The 25,367-nt window shown below is 64.4% G+C and carries 22 protein-coding genes and 2 pseudogenes; 12 read left to right on the top strand and 12 right to left on the bottom strand.

Annotation, left to right across the window (positions count from 1 at the left end; translation table 11 throughout):
• Positions 1–32 precede the first annotated feature (32 nt).
• A complete protein-coding gene (locus tag AC1DW2_RS12020) occupies positions 33–434 on the top strand; it encodes a VOC family protein (RefSeq protein ID WP_354238142.1) in 402 nt (133 codons plus the stop codon).
• 20 nt (positions 435–454) lie between these two features.
• On the opposite strand, the gene AC1DW2_RS12015 is transcribed toward AC1DW2_RS12020, so the two are convergent.
• Positions 455–805, bottom strand: a complete 351-nt coding sequence (locus AC1DW2_RS12015; RefSeq protein ID WP_477006105.1) for a zinc ribbon domain-containing protein YjdM — start codon at positions 803–805, stop codon at positions 455–457.
• Positions 806–1,122: 317 nt separating this feature from the next.
• On the opposite strand from AC1DW2_RS12015, the gene AC1DW2_RS12010 reads away from it, so the two are divergent.
• The 5 genes from AC1DW2_RS12010 to AC1DW2_RS11990 all read left to right on the top strand — a co-directional run bounded on the left by AC1DW2_RS12010 (position 1,123) and on the right by AC1DW2_RS11990 (position 4,380).
• The gene (locus AC1DW2_RS12010; RefSeq protein ID WP_354238144.1) at positions 1,123–1,659 is read left to right on the top strand and encodes a helix-turn-helix domain-containing protein; all 537 of its coding nucleotides are present in this window, start codon (positions 1,123–1,125) and stop codon (positions 1,657–1,659) included.
• Between the two features lie 251 nt (positions 1,660–1,910).
• On the top strand, positions 1,911–2,576 hold the full coding sequence (locus AC1DW2_RS12005) for a cell envelope biogenesis protein TolA (protein ID WP_354238145.1): 666 nt from the start codon (positions 1,911–1,913) through the stop codon (positions 2,574–2,576).
• A 66-nt stretch (positions 2,577–2,642) separates the two neighbouring features.
• Entirely contained in the window at positions 2,643–2,924 is a 282-nt protein-coding gene (locus AC1DW2_RS12000; RefSeq protein WP_071914421.1) for a hypothetical protein, read from the top strand.
• Between the two features lie 230 nt (positions 2,925–3,154).
• Positions 3,155–3,367: a hypothetical protein gene (locus tag AC1DW2_RS11995; protein WP_354121591.1), complete on the top strand. Its 213-nt coding sequence runs from the start codon at positions 3,155–3,157 to the stop codon at positions 3,365–3,367.
• A gap of 167 nt (positions 3,368–3,534) precedes the next feature.
• Complete coding sequence (locus AC1DW2_RS11990) at positions 3,535–4,380, top strand: FkbM family methyltransferase (RefSeq protein WP_354075775.1); 846 nt, start codon at positions 3,535–3,537, stop codon at positions 4,378–4,380.
• A gap of 38 nt (positions 4,381–4,418) precedes the next feature.
• On the opposite strand, the gene AC1DW2_RS11985 is transcribed toward AC1DW2_RS11990, so the two are convergent.
• Entirely contained in the window at positions 4,419–5,213 is a 795-nt protein-coding gene (locus AC1DW2_RS11985; RefSeq protein ID WP_166096371.1) for a transglycosylase SLT domain-containing protein, read from the bottom strand.
• Positions 5,214–5,559: 346 nt separating this feature from the next.
• Here AC1DW2_RS11985 and AC1DW2_RS11980 point away from each other — a divergent pair, with 346 nt between their 5' ends.
• Entirely contained in the window at positions 5,560–6,066 is a 507-nt protein-coding gene (locus tag AC1DW2_RS11980; protein WP_071914417.1) for a hypothetical protein, read from the top strand.
• 68 nt (positions 6,067–6,134) lie between these two features.
• On the opposite strand, the gene AC1DW2_RS11975 is transcribed toward AC1DW2_RS11980, so the two are convergent.
• Both AC1DW2_RS11975 and AC1DW2_RS11970 read right to left on the bottom strand, forming a co-directional pair.
• Positions 6,135–6,359, bottom strand: a complete 225-nt coding sequence (locus AC1DW2_RS11975; RefSeq protein WP_371498184.1) for a GCG_CRPN prefix-to-repeats domain-containing protein — start codon at positions 6,357–6,359, stop codon at positions 6,135–6,137.
• A gap of 200 nt (positions 6,360–6,559) precedes the next feature.
• Complete coding sequence (locus AC1DW2_RS11970) at positions 6,560–7,606, bottom strand: prolipoprotein diacylglyceryl transferase (RefSeq protein ID WP_477006143.1); 1,047 nt, start codon at positions 7,604–7,606, stop codon at positions 6,560–6,562.
• A gap of 489 nt (positions 7,607–8,095) precedes the next feature.
• Here AC1DW2_RS11970 and AC1DW2_RS11965 point away from each other — a divergent pair, with 489 nt between their 5' ends.
• Positions 8,096–8,392 carry a hypothetical protein gene (locus AC1DW2_RS11965; RefSeq protein WP_063983569.1) on the top strand — a complete coding sequence of 99 codons (297 nt, stop codon included), beginning with the start codon at positions 8,096–8,098 and terminating at the stop codon, positions 8,390–8,392.
• 100 nt (positions 8,393–8,492) lie between these two features.
• A complete protein-coding gene (locus AC1DW2_RS11960) occupies positions 8,493–8,690 on the top strand; it encodes a hypothetical protein (RefSeq protein ID WP_014495617.1) in 198 nt (65 codons plus the stop codon).
• Positions 8,691–8,867: 177 nt separating this feature from the next.
• On the opposite strand, the gene AC1DW2_RS11955 is transcribed toward AC1DW2_RS11960, so the two are convergent.
• The 7 genes and pseudogenes from AC1DW2_RS11955 to AC1DW2_RS11925 form a co-directional block, all read right to left on the bottom strand.
• Complete coding sequence (locus AC1DW2_RS11955) at positions 8,868–9,584, bottom strand: phasin family protein (RefSeq protein WP_477006104.1); 717 nt, start codon at positions 9,582–9,584, stop codon at positions 8,868–8,870.
• Between the two features lie 131 nt (positions 9,585–9,715).
• Positions 9,716–9,889 carry a hypothetical protein gene (locus AC1DW2_RS11950; protein ID WP_014495615.1) on the bottom strand — a complete coding sequence of 58 codons (174 nt, stop codon included), beginning with the start codon at positions 9,887–9,889 and terminating at the stop codon, positions 9,716–9,718.
• Between the two features lie 657 nt (positions 9,890–10,546).
• A pseudogene (locus AC1DW2_RS11945) lies at positions 10,547–11,344 on the bottom strand (transglycosylase SLT domain-containing protein).
• A 77-nt stretch (positions 11,345–11,421) separates the two neighbouring features.
• Positions 11,422–11,937: a ParB N-terminal domain-containing protein gene (locus tag AC1DW2_RS11940; RefSeq protein WP_208086575.1), complete on the bottom strand. Its 516-nt coding sequence runs from the start codon at positions 11,935–11,937 to the stop codon at positions 11,422–11,424.
• Between the two features lie 189 nt (positions 11,938–12,126).
• On the bottom strand, positions 12,127–12,345 hold the full coding sequence (locus AC1DW2_RS11935; RefSeq protein WP_208086576.1) for a hypothetical protein: 219 nt from the start codon (positions 12,343–12,345) through the stop codon (positions 12,127–12,129).
• A gap of 290 nt (positions 12,346–12,635) precedes the next feature.
• The gene (locus AC1DW2_RS11930) at positions 12,636–13,664 is read right to left on the bottom strand and encodes a hypothetical protein (protein ID WP_477006103.1); all 1,029 of its coding nucleotides are present in this window, start codon (positions 13,662–13,664) and stop codon (positions 12,636–12,638) included.
• 79 nt (positions 13,665–13,743) lie between these two features.
• On the bottom strand, positions 13,744–17,511 hold the full coding sequence (locus tag AC1DW2_RS11925) for a vitamin B12-dependent ribonucleotide reductase (protein ID WP_477006102.1): 3,768 nt from the start codon (positions 17,509–17,511) through the stop codon (positions 13,744–13,746).
• 745 nt (positions 17,512–18,256) lie between these two features.
• Here AC1DW2_RS11925 and AC1DW2_RS11920 point away from each other — a divergent pair.
• Complete coding sequence (locus AC1DW2_RS11920) at positions 18,257–19,153, top strand: DMT family transporter (RefSeq protein WP_135216155.1); 897 nt, start codon at positions 18,257–18,259, stop codon at positions 19,151–19,153.
• A 15-nt stretch (positions 19,154–19,168) separates the two neighbouring features.
• On the opposite strand, the gene AC1DW2_RS11915 is transcribed toward AC1DW2_RS11920, so the two are convergent.
• A complete protein-coding gene (locus tag AC1DW2_RS11915) occupies positions 19,169–23,530 on the bottom strand; it encodes an autotransporter domain-containing protein (RefSeq protein ID WP_477006101.1) in 4,362 nt (1,453 codons plus the stop codon).
• 366 nt (positions 23,531–23,896) lie between these two features.
• Here AC1DW2_RS11915 and AC1DW2_RS11910 point away from each other — a divergent pair.
• Positions 23,897–24,115: pseudogene (locus AC1DW2_RS11910) on the top strand (EamA family transporter); the annotation flags it as partial.
• Positions 24,116–24,191: 76 nt separating this feature from the next.
• Positions 24,192–25,367: a tetratricopeptide repeat protein gene (locus AC1DW2_RS11905; RefSeq protein ID WP_477006100.1), complete on the top strand. Its 1,176-nt coding sequence runs from the start codon at positions 24,192–24,194 to the stop codon at positions 25,365–25,367.

Genomic DNA, 25,367 nt, shown 5'->3' with positions numbered 1-25,367 from the left:
GCGTCCACTCCGTCCGGGTTACGCTGCCCGTCATGACCATCCTGCTCAACATCGACGTTCCCGACGCAGCGCAAGCGACCACCTTCTACACCGCCGCCTTCGGCCTCACGGTCGGCCGCCGCTTCGGCACCGACTTCGTCGAGCTGCTCGGCTGGCCGGCGCCGGTGTATCTTCTGACCAAGCAGGCCGGCACGCCGGGCGCGGGCAGCGACCGCCGCCGCTACGAGCGGCACTGGACGCCGCTGCATATCGACGTCGTCGTCGATGACGTCGATGCCGCCGTCGCGCGCGCACTTGCCGCCGGTGCGATCCTCGAGGCGCCCGCGCGCGATGCGCCGTATGGACGGATCGCGATGCTGGCCGATCCGTTCGGGCACGGGTTTTGTCTGCTCGCGTTCAGCGCGAAGGGGTATGACGCGCTGCTGGAGGAATAGCTCGAGGGGACGCGGGCGGCTCAGGCTTTCTTCACGAACTCCGATTTCAAATTCATCGCGCCGATGCCGTCGATCTTGCAGGCGATGTTGTGGCCGTCGGTGGCGTCCTGGAGGCGGATGTTCCTGACCTTGGTGCCGCCCTTGACGACCGACGACGACCCCTTGACCTTGAGGTCCTTCATCACGATGACGCTGTCGCCATCGGCGAGCGCATTGCCATGCGYATCGCGCACGCCGGCCTCCTGCGCGACCGGAGTGGCCGCATCGCCCTCAGCGCGCCATTCATGGGCGCACTCCGGACAGACCCAGAGATCGCGGTCCTGATAGGCGTGCTCGGACTGGCAGTTCGGGCATTTCATCGATTCGGTCATTGCTTGCCTCGTCACCCCCTAGAGCCTTTCCCGTTCCGATGGAATCGGAACGGGAAAGGCTCCAGGTTTTTGTTTTGGCGCGTTTTTCTTTACGCGAACCGGTATCCACTTCGCTCGAAAACGCTCTCACGGGCGCGCCGCGCGCATTCCGCCGGAAAAGATGGATTGGGAGCAAATCCTTTACCATGGCGTCCGGTCCCGGTTGAAGTGCCGGAGCCTTAGGAGTTCGGGAAAAATTCCGCGGTATCCATGTCCTGATCATACGGATGCGTCGGCTACGCCGTTCGACGCTGCCGCAAGCTTTGGGAGTCCAGGTCATGAGCGAGCATCGTGCCGCCGCCAGACATCAGACGTTGCGAACCGGGATTGTCGAGTTCGACAACGGCACCGGCAGCCTCATCAGCGTGCCCTGCACGATCCGCGATGTCTCCGGCACCGGCGCCCGCCTGCAGCTCAACTCGTCGCTATGGGTCGCCGAGCAGTTCACGCTGGTCTTCAGCAGCGGACTGCGCAAGGACTGCCGCGTCGCCTGGCGCAAGGGGAGACTGATCGGCACCGCGTTCGCCGACGGTTATGCGAGCCCGGACGAACAGGCCGTCATGATGACCGCGGACGAGCAGTCCCGGCACCGGCTCGGGATCGGTGCGCGCGTCAGAGCGGCGCGCGAGACCCGCGGCTACACCGAAGTCCAGCTCGCCGAGCGCATCGGCGTCACGCCCGCCTTTCTGGCGCTGGCCGAGAATGGCGAGGCCGACATTCCGCTCTACCAGCTGATGCACATTGCCGATTTGCTGATGGTCGGCCTCGACGGGCTCGTGGCAGGTCCGGCGCCTGAGGACGTCGACGCGGCGTAGGGAGACACCTCGCGGAGCTGTCCGCCAACAAAAATGTCGAAAACAACCCCATGCACCGTAGAAAACTCGCGTGATTTCAGGGGGCTGCGGGACCGAATATTGTGCTGCTCCGTCGGCAATTCCGGTCGTTGCTTGCCTCGGATCAATTTCGGTGATCCCGAATAAAATTTGACTCGTCGGGCAAAACAGGGGCACTATGGCATGGTGGCGCCGGTGCGAGGGAGAGGTGCTTCGCCGGGCCGCGGTGCGACATGCCGAAAGACCTGAAGAGAAAACTGAAGACCTACCAGACCTCGCTCGGCTTCTACGACCAGGCGGTCGCCGCACCCTCGATGAAGGCGGCGCTGGAGGCCTGGGGCGCGAGCTCCAACCTCTTCCATCAGGGCGCCGCGAAGGAGACCGACGACCCCGACATCGTCGCGGCGACCATGGCGAGCCCGGGCGTCGTGCTCCGGCGCCCGGTCGGCTCCGGCGGCCCGTTCACCGAGAGCGCCGCGCTGCCGACCGATCTCGCCGACGATGAGGCCAAGCGAAAACCCAAACCCAACTCCAAGTCCAAGCCCGAGTCCAAATCCGAGTCGAAGCAGCGTCCGGCCAAGGGCGTAACAAAACAGTCACGCAAGATTGACGATCAAGACGCGCGCAAAGCCGCCGCGGCGTTCGAGAAGGAAGAGCGGCGGCGAGACGCCGAGCGACGCAAGGAAGAGGCCGCCCGCGCCAAGGAGCGCGCGCGCCGCGACAAGGAGGTTGCCGCAGCCCAGGCGGCGCTGGACAAGGCGAGGCGGGAGCACGACGTGAAGGCGGAGGCGATCGAAGCCGAGCGTGCCGCGCTCGACGAACGCGCCGAGGCCGAGCAGGGCCGTTGGGACAAGCAAAGGAAAAAGCTCGAGGAGGCTCTGCGCCGCGCGCGCACGTAGCGCGAGCGAATTTAGCTTGCCTTGCCTTGCGTCCTTTTGCACTCTTCCAGGGAAGGAGACCAACGCATGAAGATCATCACCGCCGCGTGTGCGCTCGGAACGGCCCTGGTGCTGTGCAACCTCGGGATATCGGGCGCTGAGGCCCGGACGCGGAAGGCCCAAGTGGTTCGCGAACCACAGCAGAGGCTTATCGTCACGGCGCCCGTGCTCAGGCCGACGCCGTGGGATTACTACATTGTTCCACGATATCGTTATCGCCCTGAAGACGACCGGGTCGATCCGAACGGCCCGCCCTATGTGTCGTCATGGGTCCGCTATGAGGGATGGCGGTGGCCGTACTGGTGGTAAAGGCCGCCGACGGACGCGGAGCGGAATAGACGGGAAGCGAAGCCCATCGATAGCTGTCGCGGCACGATGGGTTTCGCAGGCGCTCCACCCATCCTGCGCGCTGCTCCTCGAGGCATCCCCGAGACGTGCTATGCTCCTGGGCGGGAGGAATCAGCATGAGAGTCCCTACCGCGATACTCGCCCTGCTTCTTTCAAGCCCGGCCGCCGCCCAGGAGTGCCAGACATGCTCAATGGCCGACGCCTGCATGAAGGAGTACCTCAAGGCGACGTCGGAGGCCCAAAGGGCCACGAAGCAAGCAATCCGGGACTGGAAGCAGAATCTGGACCGAAAGGCCTCCGCCGAATTGTCCAGCAGAGGCATACTCGCATTGCAGGACGCGATGGAAGCGCAGGTTCGTTCGGAGCTGGAGCGGCTGAAGGAGTGCCTGGCGAAGATCAGGTAGGGCGCAAGCGCGCGGCGGAAAGCACCCGCATATAGGGACGGGTTGAGCCTTTGCGAAAACGCACGATCTTCGCGGCTGGCAAGACACTGGTTGCGCCTTCTTCGCGGCAAGCCTCGCATAAGCACGCGTTGGGATAGTGGCATCTCCGAGTTAGAGGAGATTCTGCAATGCCGATCGCAGGGCAAAAGCTGGCCTTTGTCATGGCCTCGTCCAACCATGGAACGATGATCGTCAATCGCTTCGACTATCGCATGGTCGCTCCCGACCGCGGCTACGGCGTGGGGTTTCAGATCCTCGAAACGGCTGCTTTCGATCCAGTCGAGGTCAAGATAGCTCTCGAACTGCTGGCACTACGACGGCGGTACCACGGTGACGGGGTGGTCGCCATCGACTGTGGCGCGAATATCGGCGTCCACACGATCGAATGGGCTTCGTTGATGACGGGCTGGGGTTCGGTGGTTGCGATCGAAGCCCAGGAACGGATCTACTATGCTCTGGCGGGCAACATTGCCATCAACAACTGCTTCAATGCGCTGGCGGTGCATGGTGCCGTTTCCTCCGAATCCGGCACGATGAAAATTCCACATCCAAACTATTTTGCGCCTTCCAGCTTCGGCAGCCTGGAATTGCGGCAGCGCCCGAGTAACGAATTCATCGGTCAGCCGATCGACTACACCAACAACACCGTCCTCATCCGAAAAATGACGCTGGACGAGCTCAACTTGCCGCGAGTCGACTTCATCAAGATCGATATCGAGGGCATGGAGATGGAGGCCCTTGCGGGTGCTCGGGAGACAATCAAAAAGTACCGCCCGATCCTCCTGATCGAAAAAATCAAGACGGATAACCGGCAACTCGAGCAATGGCTCAACGACAACGGCTACCGGTTCATGGGTCTCGACATCAACATTCTCGCAGTCCATCAAAGCGATGAGTGTTGGAAGGATATCAACGCGCCTCAAAGCGCCGGCCAGCCCGCTGAAGCGCGCGCCCTCGCGACAATGAATGTCTAGGCCGGTGCACTGCGCTTCGCGCTGCAGGCAAACCCACCCTACGGGTCATCCGCCGATAGTCGCAGGAACTGCCGCTTCATCGCGTTGACCCTGGCGATATAGCTTGCAACCGAGTGATCGCCGCAGCGTTCGTCGGCGATCATCTGAAACTTGCGGCGCGCGTAGGCTGTGGCGGGACCGGCGCCGCAGAGATGGATGAAGGCGGCCAGATCCTGCTTCTGCTCGCGGCTTGCCTTCACATCGCCCGCGCGGGCGAGAACGTCAGCCACGTTGCGGTCCAGGTACACCGATGCAAGCTCGATGGCGTGGCTCGGGATCGCGCGGCTATAGAGGCCAGTGAACCCGCAGCCGGTCTCCGTGACCGCGTTGCCGCGGACACAGAACCGTGCGGCGTCGGCGAAGGCTGGATCGGTCATCTGGTAGAGGCCGACGGCGCTGGAGGCGGGCCGGTAGATCGCGAGCGGATTGAGGCTCAATCGCCAGCGCCAGTAGGTGCGCGCCACCGGATTGCCCGAACTCTCGACCTGCGCCAGCGCCGCCAGCAATTCCGGCGTGATCGTCGCGGTGGAAAAGCTTCGGAACAGCGGCCCGTATTGCCGCCAGTTCTCGGCCGGTTCCTTGTCCAGCGCGTTGCCGACAAGGACGAACAGCTCGGTCGGCTTGCGGATGACGTGATAGACGATGTTCACAAGCGCTGCGACCGCAAGCAGGATCGCCACGCTACCCGCGATCCGAACCACGCTCGGTGCGCGCGCGAACCTCTTTCGCACCCACCGGGCGCCCCGCCGGACGCTGCGAAGGCGGGGGAGGCGGCTCTTGCTTTTCCTTGGCATGGGTCTGGTGGAAGCGCGTGGATGAGTTGAGGCTTTGCGAAATCCATCACCTGACGAAGTTGATGGGGATCGATCCGCTCCACCCATCCTATGGATCGTGTGGGGGTATCACTGCAACGATTCGTCCCGATCCTCTGAGAGTTGGGGGCACCGTCGCCGCAATTCGAACCGCGACTAGGAGAGGTTGAGCGCTGATGACATCCATCATCGCTGCGTGCCGCGGCGGCAACTGCACAAAAATGGCAAAGCTGCGACTGTCAACTGCATATCTGATTAGAAGGTCGCTTATCCACGTAATACACTCAGTGCCGTTTGGGGTACGGGGAGCGTATTGGGAGGGTCAATCATGGCAAGTGTCGAACAATTGCGCAGACGTGAAGGCGTAAACTTGGTCCAGCTCGAGGCGGACATTGCATCGGTGCGCACGGGAAGCTCGATTGCTTCAATTGCGCTGCCCGATTACGTCGAGCACACCGAGGGGGTCACGCGCGTGGGCGCGCTCAGTGCAGAGGCGGTCATTCGTGACTATGAGTCCGCTGCGAAAGAGATCGAGGCCATGGGCGCCGAGCTGATCGATGCCGCGCGAAAATGCGAGGCGCTGACAGCCCAGGTCCATGATGCGATCGCCTTCATGCGCGAGACGGCAGCGGGGTATCGCGACGAGGGGCGGAAGATCTTCAAACGCATCGAGGAATGCGCGCTCTTCACGGAAGACGTCCGCAAGACGTGCGAGCAGGTCAAGCGCAGGATGAAGGACGTCTCGGTCGGCGAGTACTGCAGCGAGGAGCTTGCGACGGAAGAGCTCGAGCCGACCGGGATCGAAGCCAAGGTGTCGGTGTGCGAGGTACGGTGAGGCGGGCGTAGAGCGTCGTTCGCAGGATGGGCTGAGCGCTCGCGCGCCCCCATCCTGCGGGCTGGGCTTCAAAGCCAATCGCGCGTCGACGGGAAACAAGCCCGTTTGCGAGAGTCCCAGACGTAATCTGAACCGCCGCAAGGCGGACGCGCACGCGACGTGGCCGGACATTGATTCCAGACCCGCGCACCCGTTGCCCAGCCATCGACCACGCACGCGCCGGAAACGGTGGCGTGGCAACCGGTGCCGCAGCCGTCTGCGGCGCTGGCCGCGCAGACTGCAAACAGAAGCATCATTGGGGTCAACAGGGCGCGTGAAAGGTGCCTGGTCATGGGCTTGCTCCTTCATGCCGAGGCCCGTCGTGACGTCGCACAGATCTGGCCGAGGGCCTGCCGGCCGATCACCGCCCAGCATAGCACCAAGGTTCTTGGCACCAACGGTCTTGGCACCAAGGCTCTTGGCACCAAGCCTCTTGGCCGAGAACGCTGACGGCTTACCAATCCGGATCGTAGGGGTCGGCCATATAGGGCGGGGGCATCCAGCGTCCTCGCGGCGGCGGTGGCCTGGGCCGCCGGGGTGCCGCCGCTTGCACGTGCGGCCGTGCAGGCGCAGCCGTCTCGTTGCTCGTCGCGCTCCGCACGACCGGTTTCGCGGGTGCAGGCGCGGCTGACGTCGTCAGTTGCGTTTGCAGCGCCTGGACCTGTGCGGCGAGGCGCGCATTGTCCGCGGCATCCTTCTCCTGCGCCGCCTTGAGCTGTTGAATGGTGTCGGCCTGCTCGCGCAGCGTCTGCTCGTTGCGGCTTTTCAGTTGCTCGAGCTTTCCGTTGATGCTCGCAAGCTCGCTGGTGATGGTCTTGAGCGATTGCGCGAGATCGGACGATGACGGATCAGGCGCCGTGGCGCCGGTTCTTGGCGCGTCAGGTCTTGCAGCGTCAGGTTTTGGAGCCTCAGCTCTTGGAGCGTCAGTTCTTGGAGCGCTTTCCGTTTCCTTGCCGAGCGGCGGCGCGGGCACCGGACTGGGCCCATCCGCGGCAGCCAGTTGCACGGCCGGCGGTTGCGCCGGACTTTCGACCACGGACGCTCGCGCGGGTTCGCTCGCGGCCGGCGGAGCCCATCGCGCCATGATGGACCTGGTCATCGACTTGGCCTCATCGCGATATTGCGAAGCGAAGGCGGCGCCGAGAAGGCCGATCGCCAACACGAGGCCAACCAGGGCACGCAGCATGGTCCGATCTCCCTTCAGGCCTTGATTGCCCACCTTGCTAACCGGTGCCGGCACCTTGTCCTTGGGACCCTCGGCTGCCTTCGCTCCGGCGCTGGCCTGCGAGGTCCGCGGGGCTTCGTTGCCGCGTTCCATTCCGGAAACCAGCCGGTCCAGCCGCGCAAGGTCTTGCTCTGCGCTCTTGATCTGGTGATAGGCCCGCGCCAGCCCGCCATCGGCGCGCGCCTCGTCCGGCTTGGCGGCCTCAGGCTTTTGGGCCTCAGGCTTGTCGGTATCAGGCTTGGGGTCGTTCGCTTCAGGCACCGATGCGCGCTCCATCCAGTCGGGCGTCAATGGGAGTGCGGCAGTCCGAACGTCGGAAGGATAGGCCTCACCGTTGTCCAACACAACGCGCGTGCGAAGGAGAAATTATGGCGGGCTACGGTTGCTGAAGCAGCCGGGCGCTGCTCCCCGGGGCATCCCTGCGACGTGCTGTGCTATCGCGGGAGGAAGCGCCATGAGGGTCTCTACCGCGACACTCGCCCTGCTTCTTTCAGGTCCGGCCGCGGCCCGGGAGTGCCAGACATGCTCAATGGCCGACGTCTGCATGAAGGAGTACGTTAAGACGACGTTCGGAGGCCCAAAAGGCCACCAAGCAAGCCATCCGGGATTGGAAGCAGAATTTGGACAGAAAGGCCTCCGCAGAATTGTCCAGCAGGGGCATACTCGCATTGCAAGACGCCATGGAGGCGCAGGTTCGTACGGAGCTGGAGCGCCTGAAGGAGTCCTGGCGAAGATCAGGTAGGGAGGGGCGCAAAGGAGGATCCAATGAAATCGCTTCTGCTGCTCACGGCGAGCGGTCCGCTGCTCATTCTCACCTCGCACCAGTCCCTGGACGACCAGAAGCTCCTTGGGGTGCTCAGGCAAAAAGGCATCGGCAAGTTCGTCGCGTTCGAGGTTCCCTTGTCGCTCGCCAGAGAGCGCTACGGCGGGCACTTTCACGCGGTCGAAAGCAATCTGCACGAGACCGATGATTTGAGAGTGCTCGACTTCAACGGCCAGCGGGTCTTTCAGCTCTTTCATTTCGAAGAGCTCGGTTCACCGATCCTGGTAGAGCGGTCGTGATCCGGTTTTGCTCGGCGGCGAAAGGGGATGTGTTGAGCAGGGCTGTTCCGAAGAGACGCCGATTGAGGTACGGTGGAAGCCTGGACCCGTGGAGTCTGCCATGACGTCATATACTGTCGGGTTGAAGCTCGGGGTGCGTGCCAAGGTGCTCACGATCGAAGCCGAGGACGCATTGGTCGCGGCGCTGAAGATCAAGCTCGAGAACCCCGAGGCACTCGTCACCTACGTTCGCAAGTCAAACCGGCGTGGCGATCGTCGTCACCCGCACGAAGTGCAGCGGGCCAAGACAACCGGCTAGCCAATGCCGAGACCGCAGCAAGTCGCCCGGATGAGCCAACGGGTCGGCGCGAAGCGCCGCCCGATGACAGGCTCCGCGACATCCGGGATGATGCCACAAGGCACACTGGTCCCGGATTTCGCTTCGCTGCATCCGGGCTACGCTCGCTCCCCCCGGCGTCGGAATACGCAGTTGTCGTTAGTGACGTGTCGCGCGGATTTCGAGCGTCGTCTGGGTGAGCTTGGCCACGAACCCCTCAAAATGCATGACCCTTTGTCTGGTCAATTGTCCATGCAACTCGGCGATCTTCTGGGATTCGGCGATCAACGATCCGCACACCTGTTTCGCGTAGTCCATCTGAAGCTCAAAGGCCTCGACGGGTGAGCGCGCCGCCGCGAGCTTTCCCAGGAAGGTCCAGGCGTGCTCAAGCGACGTCCTCGTGTAGTCGCTATAGGCATCGGCAATCGCCTGCGGGCTGGCCTGGGAGGGTTCCACCGGTGCGACGGGCGCGCTTGCAGCGATCTCCATCCCGGAAGCCTCGCCTGGCAAGGCTGCAGCCGAGGGTACCTGAGCACTGATCTCTCGGCTCGTCTCTTGCCTTATCTCTTGCTCGGCCTCTTGCCTTATCTCTTGCTCGGCCTCTTGCCTGCTCTCTTGGGTGCTCTCTTGCTTGTTCTCTTGGCTGATCTCCGCCGAGGCATCCGGCAATTGATGGGCCGCAGTTGCGTGTTGCTCGCCGGCCCTGGTCCGTTGCCCGGCCTTCTTCTTCGCGCCGCGCCGGCCGGATTTTCCCGTTGTCTTATTTTCGCCCGCACTCAACATTGCAAATAACTCCTGAATATCGCTGAAGCCGCAAGCCTCCGTCGCGTTTGCGCTGAAATCGCGATTGTGGGTTGTCGCTTGCGTGGCGGCCATGTGGTGAGATTTTGCCGGGCACCGGTAAGGCCATCCTGCCGGGTCTTGACCGTCCTGCGCGCGAGACCATGCTCGCCCGATCCGCGTCATCGATCTCGTCGTTGGCGAGATCGATCCTCGCGCGTTCGTCGTCACCGGAACAGGGCGACATAGACCACGTAGAGCCAGCCCAAGATGCCGTGGATGATCGCCCACAGGATCGAATGATTGTTGGTGTAGGAGATTGCGATGGCGAGTGCGGAGCCAAAACCCACGCCGTATTTGGCGCCCTCGACCCGAACCCCGTAGTAGCGATTGCCGTTCATGGCGGTCCTTCCTGCGGGCTACGCTTGCTCATCATGCCTTATAAAAGTCTTCCGGTCGTTGTGAAATGGCACACAGACGGCAGCCCTCGGGTCTGCTTCTATGGCGCCGACACCAGACCCTCGTGCGCTGCTCGGCGAGGCGCAGGGTGCGGGTCGGCATTTGGCAATTTCGGGATGATCGCTATGGGCGCTTTCAATCGCACGGCCATGCTTTGCAGCTCTTTCATCGTGTCCACCATGAGCGGGTGAACCGAGAGATTTTCGCGTGCGCGCAACGGCGCGTGCAGGGATTTTTCTTGAGGCCCCGCCGGTGACGGACGGGGCCTTTCCATTTTTCATGTCAGCCCACGACTGCCCGGCGGTGCCTTCGCGGAGAAGGATGCAGGGTCATGTGGGAGTATTTTGGACCCGATTTCGCTTTTGACGTGGTGAAGGGATTTGTCGCCGGCGTTGCCTCCATGGCGTTTCAGGTCGTGGCGCCGCGGGCGTTTCATGCCGCGAAGCGATTTCGCGCGCACTGGGTTGCCAGAAAAGACGCAAGACAAGCCGCAAGGCAAGCACGCCGCAACGCGCCGGCGAATGATGAGCCGTGAGGTCTCTGAGCGAAGCGAAACCCATCAATTGCCGTCATGGCACGATGGGTTTCGCAACCATAAGCTAACCGCCGCCATCCGCCGCCAGGCGCTGAAATTGCCGCTTCATCGCATTGACCCCAGAGATATAGCTTGCGACGAGGTGGTCGCCGCATCGCTCGCCGGCGATCATCTGAAACTTGCGGCGCGCGTAGGCTGTGGCGGGACCTGCGCCGCAGAGATGGATGAAGGCGGCCAGATCCTGCTTCTGCTCGCGGCTTGCCTTCACATCGCCCGCGCGGGCGAGAACGTCAGCCACATTGCGGTCCAGATACACCGATGCCAGCTCGATGGCGTGGCTCGGGATCGCGCGGCTTTAGAGGAAGGTCGACCCGCAGCCGGTCTCCGTGACCGCGTTGCCGCGGATACAGAACCGTGCGGCGTCGCTGAGGGCCGGATCGGTCATCTGGTAGAGGCCGACGGCGCTGGAGGCGGGCTTGTAGATCGCGAGCGGATTAAAACTCCATCGCCAGCGCCAATAGGTGCGCGCCACCGGATTGCCTGAACTCTCGACCTGCGCCAGCGCGGCCAGCAATTCGGGCGTGATCGTCGCGGTGGAATAGGTGCGGAAGAGGGGGCCGTATTGGCGGCAGATCTCGGCGGGGTCCTTGTCGAGGGAGTGGCCGACGAAGGCGAAGAGCTCGGTTGGTTTGCGGATGATTTGATAGGCGATGTCGAGGAGGGCGAGGGCCGCAAGCAAGACTGTTACGCTGAGCGCGATCCGGACGATCCGCGGTGCGTGGGCGAACGCCTTTCGCATCCGCCGAGCGCCTCTTCGGAGGTTGCGAAAGCGGGGGAGAGGGTGGCTGCGTTTTCCTGGCATTGCGCTTGCGCAGCACTGTCACCGCAATTCGAGCTGTGATCTCAAGACGCTGTGATCTCAAGATCTGGAGCCCGCCATCAATAGCGGCCGCCGCTGCCCTTTTGCTGCGTGATCCAGTCCGACAATGTTTTCCGTGTCGATCCCGCAGTCCGGCCCGGTGATGCCTTCGGATTGTCGCGAACGCCTTTCGTCGGACGGGTGCGCGGCGCTTCCGTTCCGTTGACGCTCTTCAAGGCAGCCGTCGATGCCTCTGCGGCTTCCTTCTCGAGGCGCAGCTGTTTCAATCGCGCCATCTTGATGCGCTCTGCCTCGACTGCGGGTCCTTCGGACAGCAGTGGCCTGTGTTGCGCAAGCTCCGCCGGGACGATGACACCGAGTATGGTTGTCTCGCCGAGCGCCTTGCAGGCTTCGAGCCGATGCAGTCCCTCGACCAGAACGAGGCGGTCTCCGTCGAGCCGAACGGAAATGGGAGCCTGCTGTCCGATGTCCAGCATACTTTCCGCGATCTCCCCGACGATCTCGGGCTTGATGGCTTTCTTCATTTTCGTGGGAACGAAAATCTTCTCGATCGGGAAGCTTTCCGATGTGGGCATAACTCGACTCCGCTTCTACCGGGCCCGTCGTTGCCGGTGGGGTCGGAGTTTAGGAGGGATGGGCTCGACCGCAAAGGCAATTTCGGCGGCAGGGTGTTGATGCCGGAACCAATCTACGATTACGGCGGCAGTGCACTTAATTGCGCCGTCTACCAAACACGAGCCGAAGGCGCGGCTACGGACTGCTCATTAGAATGGAATATCGTCGTCGAGATCATCGCCGAGTAAGTTAAGCGGAGGCCAAGTCGGTGGTCGTTCCGCGGTCTCAGGATGGATTGATCGCTGGTTTGCTTTGAGTCCCTTGAGGTCGTCGGGATAGAACTCAGCAACGTCCTCCAAGTTGATGTCGAGAATCTCGGTCTCCGGATTTGCCATCACGCGTAGATTGGAGTCTGCGGAGAGCTTCATGCTTCTAAGCTCCGCGCGGAGCAAAATTGTGCTCGCCAAACTCAATGTAATGGTGGAGGGGTGATTCCTATCATACCGGCTAGGTAACCTAAAGCCATAGAGAATGCTCCCATCTGCGTTGAGCTTGGATGGCGAGTCTTAGCAGATCTGCCAGCAACCAGCCGATCGCTAGAAAACCAACGACAACGAGTAAAACGAAAAGAACAATAGCGATAACGCTAATAGGCGTCGCAATTTTGGACGATGGCTGTTCGAAAGCACCGATAAGTTTTAATGGCCATCCACGGGTATTATTCCGTTTGGTCCATTTCGCCCGGAGAGAATTCCAGGCGGAAGGGCGCGACGCCGTCCATGGTCCAAATCTCGGTGCAATCCGCGAGTTCTAGCGGATCGACCCTTTCACGGCCATTCCAGCCCAGGCGCCGCCGCTGCTCCTTGGCGATCGCGCGGATCTGAAATCGATTGAGCTCGGTCCGATCGATGTCGTGCGTCGCCGCCGACCTCTCCGGAGAAGATCGGGTCTCGCCAATTTCTGCCTCAGCGTCGCTATTTCGGATCGCATCGTTCGCATGAGCCTCTTGCGGTTGAAGGTATCTCGCCAATCTGGCGGGCAGAGCCATTCGAACCTCGTCGGCGATTGTCTGAATGCGAGCGCCGCGATCGGTCCTCAAGAGGTCCCCGCAGAGTTCGGCAAGGTACTGCTGCGCTGCATCCAGATCGATGCCGGCGGCAATGGACACGTCGCGGACGTTCCCCGTTGACCAGGCCGTCGCGTCGTTGATCAAAAGCGCCGGTGCGAAGAACCTGGCCTGCCACCGGCTCGAACCAGAACCGTATATCCACGACCGCTCTAACCTGTCCGACGGCACTCGATCCGCCAAGCGGGCCGGGTGCAGCGTCGCGTATCCGAGTTCGCGAGCAAGTGTGAGCCGCGCACTGCCCAACCCCAAGTCCAGCTTGTGCCGCATGCCGGCAGGCAATCTAACGACGATCATGTCGCCCTCGATCACCGTCAGGCCGGTCTCTCCGCTCATCGCCTCGTCAGCGACGAATCGAAGCTGAAACGCCCGCATGCCGTCGATCGTCCAGACGTCAGTGGCCGCCTGCAGAGACAGAAGATCGACTCGGTCCTCGTCAGCCCACAGGCGGCGCCGCTGGATTTTCGCATGTTTCCAGATCTCGACCATTTCGAGCGGCGCGACCTCGAAATCACCTGTCATAGAACGATCCATCGAATGGCTCCCGAGCGGCTGGCGACTGGCCTGAATCAGCTCGCCGACGACCCTGAGGGTCGCCGGCGAGAGAAAATCCTGCTGCATGCAGCTTAGTTAGATCAAAGTGGACACGGGGACGTGTTGGGCGGTCAACTTGGGCCGCTCTTCACATCCAGGTAAACCCTCACGAACACCCCGTCGTGGACCCGCAAGTATCGCACTTCATGCACGTGCCATTCCGCACCAGCGTGAAGTTGCCGCACTCTGAGCACATCTCGCCTTCGTAGCCCTTGGCCTTGGCTTCCGCGCGGCGCTCGGCTTTGGTGGGGACGAGCGTCTGTGCGGTGCTGCCGGCCTTGCTCCACTGGAGGGCCTCTAACTTCTCGGTCGGGGAGAGGTCGTGGCTGGCTTCCTGCTTCAGCGCGACGGCGCCTTCGATGGCATCGCCGGCGCGGGCCGACGTGCCGTGCGAGGCCAGCGCGGTGACCTTGCTGCCGCCGGTCGGGGCGCTGTCGTTGCCCGGGGCGATCGCGGCGGAGCCGCCGCGCATCACGACGAGGTTGTCGGTGCGGGAGCGGGTGAGGCCGCGCGAGACCAGCTTGGTCGCGTGCTGGGTCTCGTCCGGCTCCTTGCCTTCCTCGACGCCCTTACCGAGCGCGTCGAAATTCGACTCGGTCGGATCGACATGGGCGAGATCGAAGCGCGACATGTAGCTCACCGCGAGCTCGCGGAAGACGTAGTCAAGGATCGAGGTCGCGTACTTGATGCTGTCGTTGCCCTGCACGGGGCCCGCCGGCTCGAAGCGGGTGAAGGTGAAGGCGTCGACATATTCGTCGAGCGGCACGCCGTACTGGAGGCCCAGCGACACCGCGATGGCGAAGTTGTTGATGAAGGAGCGGAGCGCTGCGCCTTCCTTGTGCATGTCGATGAAGATCTCGCCGAGACGGCCGTCATCATACTCGCCGGTTCGGAGATAGACCTTGTGGCCGCCGACGACCGCCTTCTGGGTGTAGCCCTTGCGGCGATCCGGCATCTTCTCGCGCTCGCGCATCACGATAATGCGCTCGACCAGCTTCTCGACGATCTTTTCCGAGACCTGGGTGGCACGCGCCGCCATCGGCTTCTCGTAGAGCGACTCGACCGCATCCTCCTCGTCCTCATCGTCGGCGATGAGCTGCGAGTTGAGCGGCTGGGAGAGCTTGGAGCCGTCGCGATAGAGCGCGTTGGCCTTCAGCGCCAGTTTCCACGACAGCATGTAGGCGGACTTGCAGTCCTCCACCGTGGCGTCGTTCGGCATGTTGATGGTCTTGGAGATCGCGCCCGAGATGAAGGGCTGCGCCGCCGCCATCATGCGGATGTGGCTCTCGACCGACAGATAGCGCTTGCCGATCTTGCCGCAGGGATTGGCGCAGTCGAACACCGAATAGTGCTCGGCCTTGAGGTGCGGAGCACCTTCCACCGTCATCGCGCCGCAGATGTGGACGTTGGCCGCCTCGATCTCGCGCTTGGTGAAGCCCACGGCCTGGAGCAGGTCGAAGCCGGGGGCCGCGATCGCCTCGGCGCCGATGCCGAGCTGGTCGCGGATGAAATCCTCGCCAAAGGTCCACTTGTTGAAGGCGAACTTGATGTCGAAGGCGGTCGGCAGGGCCTTTTCGACCTTGGCGATGGCTTCATCGGTGAAGCCCTTGGCCTTCAGCGTCGAGGCGTTGATGCCCGGCGCGTTGGAGAGCGAGCCATGGCCGACGGCGTAGGCCTCGATCTCCGCGATCTCGCTCTCGCGATAGCCGAGCGCGCGCAGCGCCGCGGGGACCGCGCGGTTGATGATCTTGAAGTAGCCGCCGCCGGCGAGCTTCTTGAATTTGACCAGCGCGAAGTCGGGCTCGATGCCAGTGGTGTCGCAATCCATCACGAGGCCGATCGTGCCGGTCGGCGCGATGACCGTGGTCTGGGCGTTGCGATAGCCGTGCTTCTCGCCGAGCTCGAGCGCCGCATCCCAGGCGGCCTGCGCGTGGCTGACGATGTCAGCCTGCGGGCAGGACACGAGGTCCATCGGCACCGGGTTCACCGAGAGCGCCTCGTAGCCGTTGGACTGGCCGTGCGCGGCGCGGCGGTGGTTGCGGATCACGCGCAGCATGTGCGCGGCGTTCTTCTTGTAGCCCGGGAAGGTGCCGAGCTCGGCCGCCATCTCCGCCGAGGTCTTGTAGGTGATGCCGGTCATCACAGCGGTGAGGGCGCCGCAGAGCGCGCGGCCTTCCTTGCTGTCATAGGACAGGCCCATGGTCATCAGCAGGCCGCCGATATTGGCGTAGCCGAGGCCGAGCGTGCGGAACTCGTAGGAGAGTTCGGCGATCGCGCGCGACGGGAACTGCGCCATCATCACGGAGATTTCGAGCACGATGGTCCAGAGCTGGCAGAGGTGCTCGTAGCCGGCGACGTCGAACTGCTTGGTCTCGGTGTTGTAGAACGTGAGCAGGTTCGCGGACGCGAGGTTGCACGCTGTGTCGTCCAGGAACATGTATTCCGAGCACGGATTGGACGCGCGGATGTCGCCGGACGCCTTGCAGGTGTGCCAGTCGTTCATGGTGGTGTTGAAGTGCAGGCCCGGGTCGGCCGACGCCCAGGCGGCGTAGCCGATCTTTTCCCAGAGGTCGCGCGCCTTCAGCGTCTTGGTGATCTTCTTCGTCGTGCGTCCCACGAGGTTCCAGTCGCCATCCGTTTCCACGGCGCGCAGGAAGTCGTCCTTCAGCGAGACCGAGTTGTTGGAGTTCTGACCTGATACCGTGAGGTAGGCTTCCGAATCCCAGTCGGTGTCATAGACGTCGAACTGGATGTCCTTGTAGCCCTGCTTGGCGAACTGCATCACGCGCTTGATGTAGTTGTCGGGCACGAGGCTGCGGCGCGCGAGCTTGATCTCGCGGCGGAGCGCCGGGTTCTTCTCGGGGTCGAAGCAATCGTCGCCCGAACCTTCGCAGTTCACGCAGGCCTTCAGCACCGCCTTGAGGTGCTTCTGGTTGATCTTGGAGCCGGTGACGAGAGCCGCAACCTTCTGCTCCTCCTTCACCTTCCAGTCGATATAGGTCTCGATATCGGGGTGATCGACGTCGACGACGACCATCTTGGCCGCGCGGCGCGTGGTGCCGCCCGACTTGATCGCGCCGGCTGCGCGGTCGCCGATCTTGAGGAAGCTCATCAGGCCGCTCGAGCGGCCGCCGCCGGAGAGCTTCTCGCCTTCGCCGCGCAGGCGGGAGAAGTTGGAGCCGGTGCCGGAGCCGTACTTGAACAGGCGGGCTTCGCGGACCCAGAGGTCCATGATGCCGCCCTCGTTGACGAGGTCGTCACCGACGCCCTGGATGAAGCAGGCGTGCGGCTGCGGGTGCTCGTAGGCCGACTTGGACTTGGTCAGCTTGCCGGTGAAGGGGTCGACGTAATAGTGGCCCTGGCCGGGGCCGTCGATGCCATAGGCCCAGTGCAGACCGGTGTTGAACCATTGCGGCGAGTTCGGCGCGACCATCTGCATGGCGAGCATGTAGCGGATCTCGTCATAGAAGGTCTGGGCGTCCTCGTCGGAGGAGAAGTAGTTGCCCTTCCAGCCCCAATAGGTCCAGCAGCCGGCCAGGCGGTCGAACACCTGCTTGGCCGAGAGCTCGCTGACGAAGCGCTCTTTCTCGGGGAGAGCGGCGAGCGCCTCGGTGTCGGGCACGGAGCGCCACAGGAAGGAGGGGACGGACTCCTCCTCGACCTTCTTCAGGCGCGCGGCGACGCCGGCCTTGCGGAAATACTTCTGGGCGAGCACGTCGGAGGCGACCTGCGACCACTCGGTCGGCACCTCGACGTTCTCAAGCTTGAACACGACCGAGCCGTCGGGATTCCGGATCTCCGACGTGGTCAGCCGGAAATCGATCCCGGCGTAAGGTGACTGTCCCGAAGTGGTGTGGCGCCGCTCAATCCGCATGGTCTTGCCCCGTCCTTTTATCTGCCGGACTGCCTCCGCAAGGCGCCCGGGTCGCTATTTCGGTTCGCGATTCCTCCAAGGACCTCATCGGCCCAAAGGCTTCGCAGTTCAGCCGGTGGATCCGGCCCAGTTTCTCCCGGCGCGATGGTTCTCATCCGCCGGCATGTCCACACCCATCCGCCCCCAAGGGGATGTGCGCGACATGCGTTCAACGCCCCACACGCTACTTCAACCAATGCCATCCGAGCCTGTTGCCGGCCCGTTCTGGCGCCCGAAGGTCTGCATTTCGAGGGCAGACAAGCCCTCATCCGCGGCCTTTGGCTGGCTTGGCGGAGTGGCGATTTGCGAGACCCTTTGGGGGAGTGCCGGCGGGACGCAAACTCACTCGCGCCGAACGGACCGAAAGCTAGGACTCTCCGTTGCGCCCGTCAAGAACTAGTGCGAGTTCCTGAATCAAATACTAAATATGGTGGATTGCGGGGGATAACAGGGGGCAAGCCCGCGCCTGTTGTTGAGCCAAGTATCAGTGAGTCCTCAGGGATTCCCAACCAAAAAAAWTTGCATCCCGTGACGATACGGACCCTTCACCCCGCTGTTCACAGGGCAGGTATATTTTTCGGGACCGGGGTTGCCTCAGCGGGACTCACGTAGGGCTACGGAAGGTGAGGGCAGGCATGCCCGCCGGGGTGGTGGTGGCGCGTGCGAATCCGCGCCAAGCTGACCGCGATTTCGTCGGGTACCCCACATGCTTGATTCGACTCGCCGGGATGCGCGACCGCGCATCGCCCCGGCCGGCCTGATGTTCCTCGCCATCACCTCAATCGGCTGGGGCTTCAACTGGCCGGTGACGAAGTTCCTGCTGTCCGAGCTGCCGCCGCTGACGCTGCGCGGGGTGACCGGCGTGCTGGGCGCGGTGCTGCTCGCGGCGCTTGCGCTGATCCGCCGGCAGAGCCTCAAGGTGGGGCCGGGGATCTGGCCGCGCTTACTGACCGCCGCCGTCCTGAACGTCACCGGCTGGATGGTGCTGATGGGTCTGGCGCTGCTTTGGTTGCCGGCCAGCGAGGCGGCGCTGATCGCCTACACCATGCCGGTCTGGGCCTCGCTGATCGCCTGGCCGGTGCTGGGCGAGCGGCCGACCGTGCTGCGCACGCTGGGGCTGGTGATGGCTTTCGTCGGCCTGGCCTCGATCATGGGTGGCAACGGCTTTGCCGCGAGCGTGGAGAAGCTGCCTGGCATCATCATGGCGCTGGCCGGCGCGCTCGGCTTCGCCATCGGCACGGTGTTCTCGAAGAAGTACCCGATCCATCTGCCGCCGATCACGGCCGCGGCCTGGCAGATCGGGATCGGCTGCCTGCCGATCTCGATCATCGGCCTCTTGGTCGAGACCACGCATCTTTCGCTGGTGACGCCGGTCGGCTGGTGGCTGCTGGTCTATTCCACCGTGGTGCAGTTCTGCATCGCCTATGTCAGCTGGTTCGCGGCACTGGCGCGGCTGCCGGCCTCGGTCGCCGCGATCGGCACCATGGCCGTGCCTGTCATTGGCGTGGTCGCCTCCGCGCTGGCGCTGGGCGAGCCGCTGGGGCCGGGCCAGATCGCCGCGCTGATCTTCACGCTGGCAGCCGTGGTGCTGGCGACGCGCTAGCTCGAGAACCAGGCATTACCATGCGTAGCGGATCGCGCCCTTGCCGGCATAGCTTTGCGTGACATTCGAGAACTCGCCCTCGAACGTCGCGGCGGCAGACCAGCCGTTGGTCCATTGCCATTCGGCCGAGGCTGTGGTCAGCGCGGAGTCGGGCGCCTGCGCCGCACCGTTGACGACGAAGCTTGCGCCCGGCAGCGACTGGAAGGTCGGGGCAATCGAACGATCCGGATTAAAATCATGCGCCCATGCAAGGCGGCCGCGCAGCGTGACGATGCCGTTCTGCATGGCGAATGATTTGTCGGTGCGAATGCCGAGCTCGCTGCGCGTGTCGGTCACGCTCTTGGCGGCATAGGTCTGTGCAAACAACGGCGAACCGGCGACGACGCTTTCGGCATAGGCCGGCAGGTCGAATGTGGTGAATTGCCCTGCGGCGTAAGGGGTGATGCCGAGACCGCCCAGCGTCGGCATGACGAAGCGGTGGCCACTCTCCACGCGAGCCGAATACGCATTCGCATTGAACTCGGCGCGCAGGTGGTCGATGCCGGCGACCGTGACGATGCGGTTGGTCGTGATGTCCTGCCAGCCATAAGCCAGCGCAGCAATGATGTAGGCCGCACCGATGTTATGGCGAACGAAGGCGCCGGCTTGGAACAGGTCGGAGCTGCCATAGCCGAGGCCGTTGACGTTGAAGCCGGTGCGGCCGCCCGCCAGCGCAAATCCCGCGAGCGTGTCCGGCGAGACCCGATAGTCCGCACCGACCGCGATGCCGTAGATGCTGCTCGCGCTGTTGTTCGAGCCGATGATGGCGTTACCGGCCGTGGTCTGCGAGCCGCCGAAGCCGGCGGCCCACACGCTCCAGCGCTGTTCGAAGGTCGGAACTGCCAGCGCCTTGGTGGACATCGCCGCATAAGCGTCGCGCTCACTATCCGTTCGACCGCGTGCCACGGGAACCGAACTCTCCTCCCCAAACGCATTCGGCGGGCCGCCGGCGCTGACGGGACCTCTGCGACCGGAGATGAATGGATCCGTCATCACGCCGATGAACTGGTTCATCGCGTTGAACGTCGTCTGCTGGGAGCCGGTGGCGCTCTCGCCGGAGACCTGGGTCAAGCCGGCGGGACTGAGCCCGAAGAAGCCCATCGGAAGGCCGCCGTTATTGTTGAAGGCGTAGGTCAGCGCGTTGGCGACGTTCTGCTGGTTGACGTTGAGGCCGGTGTAATTGGTGAAGGCGGCCGTCAGGTTCAGATAGGCGTTGTTGGCGTCATAGCTCAGCGTATCGCTCGCGCCTGTCGGCAGTCCGACATTGGTGATGCCCGCGAACGTCGTGCCGCCACGTCCRCCGGCCGCGGTCAGGATCGTGTATGTCTTCGAGACATAGCTGCCGGGCAGGAAATTCGCGACCACGGTCGCGCCTGTCAACGTCGCCGCGCCCATGACATTGGCGAAGCTCGACGTCGATGGATTGACCGCAACGACGTAGAGCGCGCCCGATTGGAAGGCCAGATTGCCGGCGACCATCGTCGACGTCCCGGGCGTGTTGACGGCTCCAGGCATGAACGTGCCACCGGCATTGATCGTCGCTGCGCCGATAGTGCCCGTGCCGCCAAGCGTGCCGCCGGCGTTCACGGTCATGGTCGAATTGGCCAGCGAGCCGTTCACCAGCAGCGTGCCGGCGGCGATCGACCACGGCAATGCAGCGCTATTGGTGCCGCTTAGCGTCCAGGTCGAAGCGCCCGTCTTCTCGAAGCTCGCGAAGCCCCGATACTGCGCAGCGGCGCCGATCAGCGAAACGTCGAAAGAAGCAGTGGGGTTGGTGTTGCCGCCGAACTGCAAGGCGCCGTTGCCCGTCTGATCGACGACGTTGCCGCTGAAGCTGTAGCCGGCCTGAAGCTGTAGCGTGTTCGCGCCGCCGGTGAAGGTGATGGCGTTGGCACGCGTGACGCCGTCGCCGGCGAGACCGCCTGAAATCGATCCGCTGTTGATGATGCTGAGATTGGTGCCGATGACGCCGGCGCCGCCTGCACCGACCGCGCCGGAGACCCCGGCGGTGACGGTGCTGCTGCCGGAGCTACCGCTCGCGCCGGCGCTGCCGCTCACGCCGGAGAAGCCGTTCGTCCCTGTGGTGCCGTTCGTGCCGCCGCTGGCGGCCAAGGCCCCGGCACCGCCGACGCCGCCGGAGCCGCCGACACCACCGCTGCCGGCGCTGCCCGCGGTGCCGCCGAGGCCACCCATGCCTGCGGCCCCGGCGATGCCGCCATTGCCGCCGGTGATCGTGCCGCGATTGATCAGCGTGCCGCCGTTGGAGAAGGCGGCGCCGACGCCGCCGGTGCCACCATAGCCGCCATCGCCGCCGCGGCTCGAGGCGCTGCCACCGTTGCCGGCATTGCCGCCGGCACCGCCAAATCCGCCGGTCCCGCCGTTGCCGCCATTGCCGCCATCGGTCGAGCCGACCACGTTGACGCCAGCGGTGCCGTTGCCGCCAGCGCCGCCAACGCCGCCGACACCGCCGTTGCCCGCATTGCCACCGGCGCCGCCGTTGCCGCCACTGCCTGCGGTGCCGCCGCGGCCGCCATCGCCGCCGGTGATGATGCCTTGATTGGTCAGCGTGCCACCGTTTGAAATGGTCGCGCCGGCGCCGCCGGCGCCGCCATGACCACCTACGCCGGCATCGCCGGCGCTTCCTCCGCTCCCGCCGTTGCCACCCATTCCGCCGGCGGCGCCGCTGCCGCCGCTGCCGCCAGCGACGGCCGGGAGAAGGGCACTCGCGCCAGCACCGCCGGTGCCCGCTGTGCCGGCGTCACTGCCGTTGCCCCCGGCGGCGCCGTTGCCGGCATTGCCGCCGGAGCCGCCAATCCCGCCGGCGCCACCAGCGATGTTGCCCGAAACTGTAACGGTCCCGCCGTTCGTGAGCTGGACACCATCGCCGCCGCTGGATCCGCTACCGCCAATGCCGCCATTTCCGCCGGCGCCACCATTCCCGCCGTTGCCGCCAGCGCCACCAACCAGACCGTTGTTGCCATTGAGAAAGCCGGAGCCGGAGGACCCGTTGGCGCCATTGTCGCCTGTGCCGCCGGCGCCGCCGATCCCGCTTGCGCCGCCATTGGCGCCGTTGCCGCCAGCGCCGCCATTGCCACCGGCGCCTCCCATGATCGTTTGGGAAATTGAGAGCGTGCCACCGCTCGTCACCTGCAGACCAACGCCACCGTCGGCACCATTGGCGCCATCGCCTGCGTGGGCGCTGGCGCTGCCGCCGGTGCCACCATTGCCACCGCGCCCGCCGGCTACGCCGAGCCCGATGCTGGATCCCGCGTTGCCGCCGTTGCCGGCCATGCCGCCGGCGCTGCCTGCACCGCCAGCGCCACCGCTGCCGCCGGTACCTGCCGTGACGCTTTGCAAAATCGTCACGGTGCCGCCACCCGTGACCTGGATGCCGTCGCCACCGCTGCCGCCGATCGCACCATTGCCGCCGGCACCAACCCCGCTATTGCCGCCGTTTCCACCGGTCCCGCCATCGAGCGCGCCGAGAACATTGGCGCCGGAAGCGCCCGCACCACCGCTCCCGCCGTGACCCGCTGTACCGCCGCGCCCGCCGCTGCCGCCATCGCCGCCGGCGACCGTTTGCTGGACCGTCGTGGTGCCTGCGCTGGTGACCTGCACGGCGGTGCCGCCATTGCCGCCGCCGCCGGCAGCGCCCCCGCTGCCGAGGACGTTGCCACCGGTCCCGCCGGTCACACCAGCGACGCCCAGGGAGAGAGCACTGGCTCCATTGCCGCCGCTCCCGCCGGCGCCGCCACTGCCACCAACCCCACCCGCGCCGCCGGTCGCCGCTATCGAAAGGGTGCTGCCTCCGACGCTGACCTGCACGCCGGCGCCACCCGCACCACCGCCGCCACCGACGCCGCCGCTGCCCGTTCCCGCGCTGGCATCAAGGCCACCAATGACAGCAGAACCATCGGCGCCGCTCGCGCTGGCGCCGCCGTGACCGCCAGCGCCACCCGCTCCACCGGAGCCGGCACCGAGCGCACCTTCGCCACCTCCACCGCCGCCACCGCCACTACCCGCAGTCAGAGCTGAGTTGCCGTTGCCGCCATTGCCGCCGCTGCCACCGACAACGTTGCCGCCGTCACCGCCAAGTCCGCCGTTGCCGCCTGAGGTCGCCGTGCCCCCGGAGCCTCCGGTGCCGCCTGCGGCAGCGCCGCCGCCGCCGCCCGCACCTTGTCCGATCGCGTTGTCACCGCCATTCCCACCGTTAGGAGAGGCGCTGGTACCGGCCGCGCCACCGCCGCCGCCCGTGCCATTGCCACCGGCTCCGCCAGCGCCGCCGTCGGCGCGCACCGACACGATCGTCAGCGCCAGTGCGACAGCCGTGCTCGCCAACAATGTGGGGAGCCTGAGACGGCGCCGGGTCGGACAAGAACCAATTCTCGATTCAATTATCAATTGTATTACCGTCAGCCTTGGCACCGACCCGCAGGCCATTCCGAGGTGAAATCCTCAGAAACAGACCGCAACATATTCGCTCGCCGAAGCGGCTCAACGAGAATGGTCTTGCCTGCCAGGAATACCGTTTGATTTCGGTCGCCTGTCACCCGAAAACAACATCGACGCCCGCTGCGAGACCGCCGATGACGTCAGCGAGCATTCGTAATTCAGTGCAGTTCTCAGCCGAGCGCACACACAATCCGCGCGCTGTCGAAGCCGTGCCAGGCCTCGCATCCGGAGCAGGTGACGACGCTCGGCCGGGCAGCCGTCTATTCGACTGTGGTGCAGTTCTGCATCGCCCATGTCAGCTGGTTCGCAGCGTTAGCGCGCCTGCCGGCCTCGGTCGCCGCGATCGGCACCATGGCGGTACCCGTGATCGGCGTCGTCGCCTCGGCACTGGCGCTGCACGAGCCGTTGGGCCCGGGGCAGATCGCCGCGCTGGTCTTCACGCTGGCGGCCGTGGTGCTGGCGACGCGCTAGACAGCGGTCTCTTGCGCGAAGCTGCGCTGCACCTCTAGATAGTTTCCCGCAATTCACCTCGCTCCAGGGGCAACGCATGAGAGTCATCGCGCTGGCCGTCGTGCTCGGGCTGATCCCGTCCCTTGGATTGGCTCAAGCCGATCAGGACCGGTTATCTTGCAATGCATCCAACGATGCTCCGGAAGCGGCCGTGATTTCGGCCTGCACGCGCCTGATCGAGGCCGGCACGCCAGGCCACGATGAACGTGCGGGCTTTTTTCATGATCGGGGCAACGCCCACTGGCGCAGCGGCGACTACAAGGCGGCCGTCGCCGATGAGAGCGAGGCCATCGCCATCAATCCAGCCTTCGCCGACGCCTATATGAGGCGGGGTGCAGCCAATTTCGACGACGGCAATGTCGATCAGTCGATCGCCGACTCGACGAAAGCCATCGAGATCGATCCGCAGAATTTTCGCGCCTACACCAACCGGGGTATCGCCCGCGCGAAGAAGGGCGATCGGCGCGGTGCCATCGCGGACGAATCCAGGGCGATCGAGATCAACCCGAGATGGATCGCGGCCTATCTTGCCCGGCAAGACAGCCGCAATCACATCGGCGACCGCGCCGGCGCGTCATCCGATCTTGCCAGCGCGCTTGGCATCGAACCGGACGGCGGTTTCGATGGATATCGATACCGGGCTGTGGCGTTCAGGCGAAAGAAGGACTACGGCCACGCCATTGCCGACATCGATCACTGGATCAGCATGAATCCGGGCAGTGCGGCGGCTTACGAGAGTCGCGCCGACGCTCGTTTACGCCAGGATGACTTCGCGCATGCGATTGCCGACGCCAGCAAGGCGCTCGAGCTGAATCCGAAGCGTTCGTCTCCGTTCAGCATCCGTGGCTCGGCCTATCTGCACACGCGCGATCTCGACGCAGCCATCGCCGATTTCGACGCCAGCATCGCAGCCGACGCCAGGATCGGATACGTCTACGGGCTTCGCGGCCGCGCCTACGCGCTCAAGGACGATCAGGACCGGGCCATTGCAGACTTCACAAAGCAGATCGAACTCGATCCGGACAATGAACAAGCCTATCGCGCACGCAGCGCGGCCTACGAGAAAAAGCACGACGCTGCCGCCGCGAGCGCCGATTTCGAAAAGGCATGGGCGATAGAAAGCGCGCGATCGCGTGCGCCTGGGGCGATGCCTCCGGATGTCGCGAAGGTGTTCGAAACAAAGCGGCGGAAGCCGCCGCAGAACAATCCTTGA

The organism is Bradyrhizobium sp. P3_C3 (assembly GCF_056402655.1).
The sequence above is the reverse complement of the archived record's forward strand: the minus strand, read 5'-3'. Positions and strand labels throughout refer to the sequence as shown.